General features: G+C 47.4%; 14 protein-coding genes. All 14 read left to right on the top strand.

The features are described 5' to 3' along the window. The first annotated feature begins 6 nt into the window (after positions 1 to 6). Positions 7 to 438 carry a chemotaxis protein CheW gene (locus AC5LIL_RS08685; RefSeq protein WP_214691833.1) on the top strand — a complete coding sequence of 144 codons (432 nt, stop codon included), beginning with the start codon at positions 7 to 9 and terminating at the stop codon, positions 436 to 438. After that, a complete protein-coding gene (locus AC5LIL_RS08680; RefSeq protein ID WP_499823888.1) occupies positions 428 to 1,027 on the top strand; it encodes a chemotaxis protein CheC in 600 nt (199 codons plus the stop codon). Before AC5LIL_RS08685 ends, AC5LIL_RS08680 begins: the two co-directional genes overlap by 11 nt. After that, a complete protein-coding gene (locus tag AC5LIL_RS08675; protein WP_074034679.1) occupies positions 1,020 to 1,505 on the top strand; it encodes a chemotaxis protein CheD in 486 nt (161 codons plus the stop codon). The genes AC5LIL_RS08680 and AC5LIL_RS08675 overlap by 8 nt, the downstream gene beginning before the upstream one ends. Before the next feature lie 12 nt (positions 1,506 to 1,517). Then, the gene (locus tag AC5LIL_RS08670) at positions 1,518 to 2,288 is read left to right on the top strand and encodes a FliA/WhiG family RNA polymerase sigma factor (RefSeq protein ID WP_214783733.1); all 771 of its coding nucleotides are present in this window, start codon (positions 1,518 to 1,520) and stop codon (positions 2,286 to 2,288) included. Between the two features lie 12 nt (positions 2,289 to 2,300). Then, positions 2,301 to 2,687 (top strand): hypothetical protein, encoded by a 387-nt coding sequence (locus tag AC5LIL_RS08665; protein ID WP_499823887.1) that lies wholly within the window; start codon positions 2,301 to 2,303, stop codon positions 2,685 to 2,687. Positions 2,688 to 2,839: 152 nt separating this feature from the next. After that, complete coding sequence (rpsB, locus tag AC5LIL_RS08660; RefSeq protein ID WP_015881415.1) at positions 2,840 to 3,580, top strand: 30S ribosomal protein S2; 741 nt, start codon at positions 2,840 to 2,842, stop codon at positions 3,578 to 3,580. 117 nt (positions 3,581 to 3,697) lie between these two features. Continuing rightward, on the top strand, positions 3,698 to 4,579 hold the full coding sequence (tsf, locus tag AC5LIL_RS08655) for a translation elongation factor Ts (protein ID WP_074034676.1): 882 nt from the start codon (positions 3,698 to 3,700) through the stop codon (positions 4,577 to 4,579). Between the two features lie 110 nt (positions 4,580 to 4,689). Next, the gene (gene pyrH, locus AC5LIL_RS08650) at positions 4,690 to 5,415 is read left to right on the top strand and encodes a UMP kinase (protein ID WP_214740153.1); all 726 of its coding nucleotides are present in this window, start codon (positions 4,690 to 4,692) and stop codon (positions 5,413 to 5,415) included. After that, positions 5,412 to 5,972 carry a ribosome recycling factor gene (frr, locus tag AC5LIL_RS08645; protein WP_074034674.1) on the top strand — a complete coding sequence of 187 codons (561 nt, stop codon included), beginning with the start codon at positions 5,412 to 5,414 and terminating at the stop codon, positions 5,970 to 5,972. Before pyrH ends, frr begins: the two co-directional genes overlap by 4 nt. Positions 5,973 to 6,056: 84 nt before the next feature. Continuing rightward, entirely contained in the window at positions 6,057 to 6,794 is a 738-nt protein-coding gene (gene uppS, locus AC5LIL_RS08640) for an undecaprenyl pyrophosphate synthase (RefSeq protein WP_074034673.1), read from the top strand. A gap of 1 nt (position 6,795) precedes the next feature. Continuing rightward, entirely contained in the window at positions 6,796 to 7,593 is a 798-nt protein-coding gene (locus AC5LIL_RS08635; protein ID WP_499823886.1) for a phosphatidate cytidylyltransferase, read from the top strand. Positions 7,594 to 7,607: 14 nt separating this feature from the next. Beyond that, complete coding sequence (gene dxr / locus AC5LIL_RS08630) at positions 7,608 to 8,765, top strand: 1-deoxy-D-xylulose-5-phosphate reductoisomerase (RefSeq protein ID WP_214691839.1); 1,158 nt, start codon at positions 7,608 to 7,610, stop codon at positions 8,763 to 8,765. A gap of 3 nt (positions 8,766 to 8,768) precedes the next feature. Then, a complete protein-coding gene (rseP, locus tag AC5LIL_RS08625; RefSeq protein WP_499823885.1) occupies positions 8,769 to 10,019 on the top strand; it encodes an RIP metalloprotease RseP in 1,251 nt (416 codons plus the stop codon). A gap of 32 nt (positions 10,020 to 10,051) precedes the next feature. Continuing rightward, on the top strand, positions 10,052 to 11,752 hold the full coding sequence (locus tag AC5LIL_RS08620) for a proline--tRNA ligase (protein ID WP_499823884.1): 1,701 nt from the start codon (positions 10,052 to 10,054) through the stop codon (positions 11,750 to 11,752). Positions 11,753 to 11,794 lie beyond the last annotated feature (42 nt).

Below are 11,794 nucleotides of genomic sequence, written 5' to 3'. Positions count from 1 at the left end.
ATTTGGATGGAACAGAAATGGGTAGTCTTTTCACTTGAAGAAAATACGTACGGGATCGATGTGCAATCGGTCCGTTCAATCGAGCGGCTTCAGCCAATCACACGCGTCCCGAACGCCCCGTCACACGTGAAAGGGGTCATCAACCTTCGGGGTGTCGTCACACCGGTCATCGACCTTCGTTTACGTCTCGGTTATGAAGAAGTCGAACCGACGGATGAGACGCGTATTTTAATCGCATCATTGAATCAAGGAGATGCAGGCTTCATCGTCGACCGTGCAAACGAAGTTGTCGAAAGTGATGAAGTACGAATCGAACCAATTCCGGAATCGAGTCGCGACATGATTTCAGCACACTTGACCGCAATCGCCAAAGGGGAAGATAAACTCTTCTCGCTTCTCGATGCGAATGCGTTGTTTGAGGAACAGTATGCTGAGTGAGTTTGAGCAAGATTTGTTAAAGGAACTGGGAAATATAGGGTCTGGGCATGCGGCAACTGCGTTATCCGCTATGTTAGCGAAACCGGTCAACATCACGGTTTCTTCTGCAGAGATGGAACCGATCTCCTATTTGCCAGACCGGGTTGGTGGTCCGGAGCGACACGTCGCTTCGGTGCTGCTCGAGTTAGACGGTGAGATTCGTGGCATGATTCTTATTTTATTCGCTGTCGAGGACGCCGAGCAGATGGTCTCGACTTTGATCGGCATGCCATTTTCATTCCGATCTGGTGATGAACTTGGACAATCAGCCTGGGAAGAAGTCGGGAATATTATGAGTGGTGCGTACGCACGTGCATTAGGGGATTGGTTGCAGACTCCAATCATGATTCAAGTACCGGCTACCGCCATCGATATGGCAGGATCGATCGTCGAGTTTGTCGTCACATCGGTTCAACCCGAGGAAGACGCCGCACTGTATATCGATACGACCTTTATGATTGATCAAAAAGTAAGTGCAGGACATGTGTTGTTCCTACCAACACATGGTTCACTCAAACGCATTCAAGAACGGTTGATTGGTCATGGCTGACGTTTTAAAAATTGGCATCGCCGAGTGGAAGCAAACGACGGCACCGAATCGGTTACGGACAGCCGGACTTGGTTCGTGTGTAGGCGTCATCTTATATGACACTCGTCTCCAATTGGCGGCAATGGCGCATGTCATGTTACCTGACTCGACCATTGCGCGGAAGAATCAAGCGATTGAAGTAGGAAAATATGCGGACACAGCCATCGATACGCTCGTCCGTTCTCTCAAACGAGAGGGAGCGACGCGGCTACAAGCGAAAATGGCTGGTGGGGCACAAATGTTTCAATTTAAATATGAGAATGAAGCGATGCGAATCGGTGAACGAAACGCCGAGGCGATTCGTCAAGCATTAAAGGTTCATCGGATTCCGCTCGTGGCCGAAGATTGTGGCGGTCATAACGGACGGACGATTGAGTTCGATGTTGCGACATCGGTCTTATCGATTCGGACGGTGAGCGTAGGTACGAAAGAACTATAAGGGGGGATCGACATGACGACTCATCTTACACAGTTGTGGGATCGCTGGAATACGGACCGTGATATGGATACAGCAAACGAACTACTAGCACATTACGAGTTTCTCATCCACTACCACGTACAACGGATGATCGTGACGCTTCCAAAGAGCGTCGAACGCGACGAATTGAAAAGTTTGGGTTACATGGGATTGTACGATGCCCTTATGAAATATGATCCAGAGCATAACAATAAATTTGATACGTACGCTGCGTTTCGAATTCGAGGAGCTATTATCGATGGATTGCGCAAAGTAGACTGGTTACCTCGTTCGGTTCGTGAGAAAGTGAAAAAAATCGATCAGGTAGCAGAACAACTTGAGCAATCACTTCATCGCGCTCCGACGAAGAATGAGTTGGCGACTGCTTGTGATCTTCCTATTTCAGAAATCGAACGAACGATGGCAGAGGGGTATTTCGCCAACATGTTGTCGATCGACGAGGCCGTGACGTTACAAGAGGAAGGCAAAGTCATGTCAGTCACGTACTTCGACCCGGACTCCGAAAAACCGGAAGACACACTACTTCAACGAGAGTTGATTGATGTGCTCGCGACAGAAGTGGACCATCTATCGGAAAAAGAACGGCTCGTCGTATCGTTATTTTATTTTGATGAATTGACATTGACTGAGATTGGGGAAGTGCTCGAATTATCGACTTCCCGCATTTCTCAAATTCATTCAAAGGCCTTGAAAACGTTGAAACAAGCGCTTGGACGGTCCTATTTAGAAGAAAAGACATCGTGAGGAGATGAACAAGTGTATATTGTGTATGTAGTAACGGCTTGTTTGGTTGCTTACGGTTTTTTATTCGGGTACCGTCAAGTCCAGACGTTACAAGAACGGATTGAACGACTCGAACGGGAGAAGCATGAAACGGAGACGTTGCTTCTCTCGTTCATGGAGTCGATGAACGACCTTGTCACGAAAGAACCGGTAGAGCGTAAAGCGGACGTTCATCGGGAAGACTCTATACTTGTTGAAGCAAACGTTGAGTCCGTGTCCGATGAGTTGAATGAAGAGAAGTCAACAACGTCGGTTGACGTAGACGATGTGTTACTGCGCCATTCGGTTCGAGACGCGGCCCGCATCCTCGGAAAAGGGGAAGGTGAACTTGCGCTATATGCGAAACTTCGCAAAAAGTGAGAGTTGCCGGATTTCGTGACATATGCTATAGTAGTTCTCGGTGTTAAACACATCACACACGTCTCGGGATGATATTCCTCGGTGCCGAAAGGTCGGAATACAACAATGAACGAGGCGGAGGACTTTTTTAAACCACAAGGAGGAAATTTATCATGGCAGTAATTTCAATGAAGCAATTGCTTGAAGCTGGTGTACACTTCGGTCACCAAACACGCCGTTGGAACCCAAAAATGGCGAAATACATCTTCACAGAGCGTAACGGGATCTACATCATCGACCTTCAAAAAACGGTCAAAAAAGTAGACGAAGCTTACAACTTTGTTCGTGAACTCGCGGCAGAAGGCGGAAACGTCCTCTTCGTTGGTACGAAAAAACAAGCTCAAGATACAATCAAAGAAGAAGCAATCCGTTCTGGAATGTTCTTCATTAACGAGCGTTGGTTGGGTGGAACACTCACTAACTTCTCAACAATCAAAAAGCGTATTAACCGCTTGAAGCAACTCGAAAAAATGGAAGAAGACGGCACGTTCGAAGTACTTCCTAAGAAAGAAGTCATCATCTTGAAAAAAGAAATGACTCGTCTTGAGAAGTTCCTCGGCGGAATCAAGGATATGCCTGGTGTGCCTGACGCCCTCTTCATCGTTGACCCACGTAAAGAGCGTATCGCAATCGCGGAAGCTCACAAATTGAACATCCCAATCGTTGCGATTGTCGACACAAACTGTGACCCAGATGAAATCGACTACGTTATCCCAGCGAACGACGATGCAATTCGTGCAGTTAAATTGCTCACTTCGAAAATGGCAGATGCGATCATCGAAGCGAAGCAAGGTGAAGAAGAAGTTGCTGAAGAAGCTGTAGCGACAGAAGCTGAAGCTACAGAAGCTGAGTAATCAGTGAGACAATAGGTGATAAAGGGAAAGCCTTTTATCACCTTTTTTTAGGACAAGTATTCAAAAAGCCTCGTGCTTTTTCTTAAAATTCGTAAGTTTTACAAGGAGGAATTTCCGATGGCAGTTACAGCAGCAATGGTAAAAGAACTTCGTGAAAAAACAGGAGCAGGAATGCTCGATTGCAAAAAAGCACTCGTTGAAACAGACGGTGACATGCAAGCAGCAATCGACTTCCTTCGCGAAAAAGGAATCGCTAAAGCAGCAGCAAAAGGTGATCGTATCGCCGCTGAAGGTTTGACAGCAGTAGCAGTTGAAGGCAACAAAGCTGTGCTCGTCGAAATCAACTCAGAAACAGACTTCGTTGCGAAGAACGAGAAGTTCCAAACACTCGTCAACAACGTAGCAAAAGCAGTACTCGCTTCAGGCGCAACAACTGCAGAAGCAGCACTCGCAGCTGATTACGAAGCAGGCAAAACACTTGAAACGTACATCCAAGAAGAAGCTTCTACAATCGGAGAGAAAATCTCACTCCGCCGTGTGGCTGTTCTTGAAAAAGCTGACGACGCTGTATTCGGTACGTACCTCCACATGGGTGGTCGCATCGGTTCTGTAGTCGTAATCGACGGCACGTCTGACGAAACAGTTGCAAAAGACGTTGCAATGCACGTTGCAGCAGCACGTCCACTTTACGCGACACGCGATGAAGTATCAGCTGAAGAAATCGACCGTGAGAAGAAAGTCTTGACTGAGCAAGCTCTTAACGAAGGCAAACCTGCTAACATCGTTGAGAAGATGATTGCTGGTCGCATGAACAAGTACTTCGAGGAAATCTGCCTCGTAGACCAAACGTTCGTAAAAGACGGCGACTTCAAAGTTGGTAAGTATGTAGAATCTAAAGGCGGGAAAGTCAACTCATTCGTACGCTTCGAAGTAGGAGAAGGTATGGAGAAACGTGAAGAGAACTTTGCTGAAGAAGTTATGAACCAACTTAAAAAATAATCTGCGTCATCGTATATGATGCATTCAAAATTGGGAACACGTCTTTATAACCTTGAGTTAGTTCGTTAAGGGAGCGTGTTCCCTTTTTTCAAGCAAGAGGAGGCAAAGTTATGGAACCGAAATATAAACGAATTGTGTTAAAATTGAGTGGAGAAGCGCTCGCTGGAGATCAAGGTTATGGGATTGACCCTAACATTGTAAACTCAATCTCAAATCAAATTAAAGAATTGATCGAGATGGGTGTAGAAGTGGCCGTGGTTGTTGGTGCCGGAAACATTTGGCGTGGAAAGACGGGTAGTGAACTTGGAATGGACCGGGCAAACGCAGACTACATGGGAATGCTCGCCACTGTCTTAAACTCACTTGCCCTTCAAGACAGCCTTGAAACGTACGGTGTCCAAACGCGTGTCCAAACATCAATTGAAATGCGACAAGTTGCTGAGCCATACATTCGTCGCCGGGCAATGCGTCACCTTGAAAAAGGTCGCGTCGTCATCTTTGCAGCGGGTACAGGAAACCCATATTTCTCAACGGATACGACAGCTGCGCTTCGCGCTGCTGAAATCGAAGCCGATGTCATTTTAATGGGTAAAAACAATGTGGACGGCGTCTACTCTGCCGATCCGAAATTGGATGCCACTGCAGTGAAATATGATACGTTGTCTTATCTTGATGTCTTAAAAGACGGGCTTCAAGTCATGGACTCAACGGCAACATCACTCTGTATGGACAATCACATTCCATTGATTGTATTCTCATTGCTTGAAGAAGGTAACATTAAACGTGTCGTACTCGGGGAACATATCGGGACGGTAGTAGGAGGAGTCAATTCATGAGTGTCAAAGAAGTATTGCAAACAGCTGAAGAAAAAATGGAAAAAGCGCACACGTCACTGAAACGTGATTTTGGTACGCTTCGCACTGGCCGTGCCAGCGCATCGATTTTGGATCCTGTTCAAGTTGATTACTACGGTGTTCCGACACCACTCAATCAAGTAGCAAACATCAATACACCAGAAGCGCGCTTGCTCTTGATTCAACCATGGGATAAATCAATGGTTTCTGAAGTAGAAAAAGCGATTCAAAAGGCAGACCTCGGCTTGTCTCCATCTTCTGACGGAACAGTCATCCGTTTGGCGATTCCTGCCTTGACGGAAGAACGTCGTAAAGAATTGGTTAAAATCACGAAGAAATATGCGGAAGAGGCGAAAGTCGCTGTCCGTAACGTTCGCCGTGATGCTAACGAAAACTTGAAAAAACTCGAAAAAGATGGCGAGTTAACAGAAGACGATCTCCGCGGATATGCAGATGACGTTCAAACGTTGACGGATTCGTATATCAAGAAGATTGATGAATCTGCAGCAACGAAAGAAAAAGAAATCATGGAAGTGTAATCACGGAAGTGGTATACCAAAAAGCTGTGTGGGGACCCTTTTTCTGAGAGGGTCCTTCTTTCATACAATCAGGAGGATAACAGAATGTTTAAATGGGTGAATCCTAAAACAAAAATCGAGGCAGAATTAAGTGTTCCTGAGCACGTAGCCATCATCATGGATGGAAATGGACGTTGGGCCAAAAAACGTGGTCTCCCTCGCATCATGGGTCACCGAGAAGGGATGAAGTCAATCCGTGAAGCGGTTCGGACAGCGCAAGAACTCGGGATTCAATCACTGACGCTTTACGCGTTTTCTACGGAAAACTGGACTCGTCCGGAAGAGGAAGTCTCGTTCTTGATGAAGTTGCCGAAACAATTTTTAGAGACCGATTTGAAAGAACTTCATGAACAAAATGTTCAGGTGCTCGTCGCTGGGGACACGACGAAGCTTCCACGCGAGACGCGGGAGGCTGTCGATCAGGCGAGAGAACGGACCGCTACAAATACAGGTTTGAAACTCGTCTTTGCACTCAACTATGGTGGTCGGGATGAACTTGTCCAAGCGATGCGTAGCATTGCCGAGGATGTACGGTCTGGTATGCTAGTACCAGACGCCGTGGATGATCAGTTAATCGGTGAACGACTCATGACTCACGTTCAAGATGTGGATCTCATCATTCGTACGAGTGGTGAACAACGACTGTCAAACTTTTTACTATGGCAAAGCGCATATGCTGAACTCCACTTCACAGAAGTATTGTGGCCGGAATTTAAGCGTGAGCATTTTGTAGAAGCGATTGAATCTTACAACGCGCGCACGCGACGTTTTGGTGGGGTGTAACATGAAGACACGAATTATTACAGGCCTATGGGCGGGCGCAATCTTTATTACCGTCATCGCACTCGGTGGTAACGCCTTTGTTTCTTTAATGGGGATTCTCGCCCTCATTGGATTGAGCGAATTCACATTGATGCGAAAACATAAGCTGTTGGCGTTCCCATTTTTAGTGACATCGCTCCTCGTTGCTTTCCCGTTCGTCTTGTTGTTACTGGAAACGCGAATCGTCACGGGCGAGATGCCGTTCACGATTGAACAGTGGCTCGTATTAGGGCTTGTGTTATTACTGTTTTGGACAGTCGTCACAAAAAATCGATTCACGTATGAAGATGCTGGGTTCTATTTTGTATCCGCTGTCTACTTGGTCGTCGGTTTCTCAAGTTTCGCACTCGTACGCCTGTCTGACGACGGGTTGTCGAAAGTGTTGCTCATCTTGTTCATGATTTGGGCGACGGATTCTGGAGCCTATTTCACTGGGAAAGCGTTCGGGAAGGCAAAATTATGGCCATCGATCAGCCCGAATAAGACGATTGAAGGGGCAATCGGCGGAATTGTATCGGCCATTATACTCGGCATCATCTTCGTCTGGATCGATCCGATTTTACCGGTATTAGAAGTGATTATTTTAGCCATTGTCGTTGCCGTCGTCGGACAGCTCGGTGATTTGGTACAATCCGCTTATAAACGTCAGTTCGGAGTAAAAGATTCAGGTCATCTCTTACCTGGGCATGGAGGAATCCTTGACCGGTTCGACAGTATGATTGCGGTTTTTACCGTCATTTGGGTGTTTAATCTGCTATAAGAAGGAGTGTCGAGATGAAGCGAATTAGCTTAATTGGGGCGACAGGTTCGATTGGCGTGCAGACATGTGACGTCATCGAACAGCACCCCGACCTGTTTGAATTAGAGGCGTATGCGTTCGGCACGAACGTCGATGTCGCCACGGAATGGATCAATCGACTTAGACCAAAATATGTGTCGGCGACAAGTATCGAGGTACTCGAACAATTGAAGCCGCGCCTTACATATGAACCTCTATATTTCATCGGTCCTGAAGGTCTCAAAGAGTGTGCGACGGCAGAACGCGCGGATATCGTCGTGACAGCAGTCGTGGGAGCGGTCGGTCTCGAGCCGACGCTTGCTGCGATTCAAGCAGGAAAAGATATTGCACTCGCCAACAAAGAAACACTCGTTACGGCAGGGCACCTCGTCAAGGCGGCCGTGAAAGAACATGGAGTTAAACTTTTACCGGTCGATAGCGAGCATTCTGCCATCTACCAGTGTTTGAATGGGGAACGAAGAGAAGATGTTTCAAAAATTATTTTAACAGCGTCTGGTGGAAGCTTCCGTGACCGTTCGCGGGAAGAATTAGCCGACGTGACGGTTGAAGATGCATTGAATCATCCGAACTGGTCGATGGGGGCGAAAATCACAATCGATTCTGCGACAATGTTTAATAAAGGGCTCGAGGTGATCGAGGCACACTGGCTGTTCGATATCGATTATAATGATATTGAAGTCATCTTGCATCGTGAATCGATTATTCACTCGATGGTCGAATTTAAAGATGCAGCCGTGATGGCACAGCTCGGAAACCCGGATATGCGGGGACCGATTCTCTATGCGCTTTCGGAACCGAAGCGGCTTGAAATTGAGGGGAATAAGCGGTTAAACTTGAAAGAAATCGGTAAGCTACATTTTCAAGAGGCTGATTTCAACCGTTATCCGGCACTTCGGTTAGCGTTTGAAGCAGGAAGAATCGGCGGCTCGATGCCGACAGTCCTGAATGCGGCCAATGAAATGGCAGTGGATCTGTTCCTAAACGGTCAGATCACGTTCTTAGAAATTGAACGACTCGTTGAAGAGGCGATGGCTCAACATGAAGTGATTGCCGAACCGACGCTCGCACAAATTCTAGAAGTAGACCGGGCAGTACGTCAACAGATTCAGCAAGGAATTGAAGGTGGGGAATAAATCATGACGACTTTTATCGCCATCGTCCTGATGTTCGGGGTTCTCATTTCTGTACACGAGTGGGGACACCTCGTCATGGCGAAACGGGCAGGCATTCTCTGTCACGAGTTTGCAATCGGATTCGGTCCGAAAATTGTTTCATTCCGTAAAAATGAAACGCTCTATACCATCCGTCTCTTACCAATCGGTGGCTATGTCAAAATGGCTGGGGAAGATTTCGAACCGATTGAAGTACGTGCAGGGCAACACGTTGGACTTCGTTTAACCGAACAAGGCACAGTGGATCGGGTTTATTTTCAGCCGGACACCGCTACAGATGTTCAAGTCGTCGGTACCGTCGATAAATTTGATGCGACGCATGAATTAAAATTACAGCTCCTCATCGATGAGGAAGTGCGTGTCTATTCGTTAGAACGGGATACACTTCTTGTCGACCAAGGGATGGAAATTCAAATCGCACCGTATGATCGCACGTTCGGTGCCCAATCGGTATGGAAACGGGTCTTGGCGATTGCAGCCGGTCCAGCGATGAATTTCGTGTTAGCGTTCATCTTGCTCATTATCGTGGGTCTCGTTCAAGGAACGCCGACGAATGATGGTCAAATCGGTACCGTTCAACCTGATTCAGCCGCTGATGAGGCAGGGTTGATGAGTGGAGATGAAATCGTTTCGATTGAAGGCGAACCAGTCACGGATTGGCTCGACTTGCGCACGGCTCTAGCTGACCGCGCCGATACGCCAACGGATGTCACGTACGTCCGCGATGGTGAGGAGGCGACCGTCACCGTCACACCACAAGCGGTTGAACAAAATGGCGAAACGGTCGGGATTCTTGGTGTCACGAACGCATTAGAGCGTTCACCGGTCAAAGCCGTGACGACAGGTGCTGAGACGACGTGGACGATGTCCACCCTCATCTTCTCAGCCGTCGGTGATTTGGTGACAGGACAAGTTGGTGTCGATCAATTGGCAGGACCTGTAGGAATCGTACGGATGACAGACGAAGTGGCAGCGAGCGGTTTGATTATGCTGTTGAACTGGACAGCGCTCCTTTCTGTCAACCTCGCCATCTTCAACTTGCTCCCACTCCCGGCTTTGGATGGAGGACGTTTGATTTTCCTCTTATTCGAAGCGGTGCGAGGGCGTCCAATTGATCCGAAAAAGGAAGGATTCGTCCACTTTATCGGGTTCGCTTTATTGATGATCTTAATGTTGATTGTCACTTGGAACGACATTCAATCATTCTTTAAATAAGCTGTTTGTAGAGAAGGGAAACGTTGAACTGTATGAAACAATCTAGATTGCTCATGCCTACATTGAGAGAAGTACCGGCTGACGCGGAAGCGGTCAGCCATCAACTTCTCGTCCGTGGAGGATTCATCCGTCAAAATGCGGCAGGAATCTATTCTTATCTTCCACTCGGACATAAAGTGTTACACAACATCCAAACAATCATCCGTGAAGAGATGAATCGTGCGGGTGCACAAGAGTTATTGATGCCGGCCATCCAACCGGCAGAACTATGGGAAGAGACGGGACGTTGGGGCATTTATGGTCCTGAATTGATGCGATTGACTGACCGCCATGACCGTCGCTTCGCACTCGGTGCGACACACGAAGAATTGATCACATCAATCGTCCGAGACGAGCTCAACTCGTATAAAAAACTTCCGATGAACTTGTATCAGATTCAAACGAAGTATCGCGATGAACGTCGTCCGCGCTTTGGATTGCTTCGCGGACGTGAGTTCTTGATGAAGGATGCATACTCATTCCACGCGACACAAGAAGACTTAGACGAAGAATATACAAACATGTATAACGCGTACTCACGCATCTTCGACCGCACAGGTCTTAAGTATCGTCCGGTCGTCGCAGACTCTGGAGCAATCGGCGGGAAAGATACGCACGAATTCCAAGCGCTCGCTGATATCGGTGAAGACACGATCGTTTATACCGATTCATCGAACTATGCGGCGAACATTGAAATGGCAGAAACACTCGACCGTTATGAGATGCAACAAGCTGACGTACGTCCACTCGAAAAAGTGGACACGGAAGAAAATCGCACGATTGAAGACGTAGCGAAATTCTTGAACGTCGATCCAAAGACGACCATCAAATCTGTCCTATTCAATGTGGATGGAGAGACGGTGATGGCAATCGTTCGTGGCGACCACGAAGCGAACGAGGTCAAAGTGAAGAACGCACTCGGTGGACTCGATATTCAACTCGAAGATGAGGCAAAAATCGTCGAGTTGTTCAAGTGTGCACCAGGTACGCTCGGACCAATCCATGCGCCAGTTAAAGTCGTTGCCGACTATGCGGTCAAGTATCTCGTGGACGCTGTTTGTGGAGCGAACGAAGCAAACACGCACTACACAGGCGTAAATGCCGAGCGTGACTTAGGAGAATTGACTTATCATGATTTACGTTTCGTCGTCGAAGGCGATTTAGCACCTGACGAGTCGGGTCCTGTTCGTTTCGCTCGCGGAATCGAAGTCGGGCAAGTCTTCAAACTTGGGACACGTTATTCAGAGGCGATGGGAGCGACATTCTTAAACGAAGAAGGTCGTGCTGAACCACTCATCATGGGTTGCTATGGAATCGGTGTGTCACGGACACTTTCTGCCATCGTCGAACAACATCATGACGATCGTGGAATCATCTGGCCACGAAACGTGGCGCCGTTCGATCTTCATTTGATTGCAATCAACACGAAAGATGAGGTGCAAGTTGAACTTGCAAATCGTCTTTATGAAGAGCTCGGCCAAACGTACGATGTCTTGTTCGATGATCGAAAAGAACGAGCGGGCGTCAAATTTGCCGATGCAGACTTGATCGGTCTTCCGATTCGCGTCAACGTCGGGAAAAAAGCCGGTGAAGGAATCGTTGAAGTAAAAGTACGTGCCACAGGCGAAGTGATTGAAACTTCAATCGACGAATTGAAACAAGTCATCACTTCAAAATTTAGCGAAGTTCATTAATTAATGGATGAAGGTGACAGCGTAAGCGGTCACCTTCATTTG

Source organism: Exiguobacterium sp. RM11 (assembly GCF_059821525.1).
This window is presented reverse-complemented; position numbering and strand designations above follow the sequence as displayed.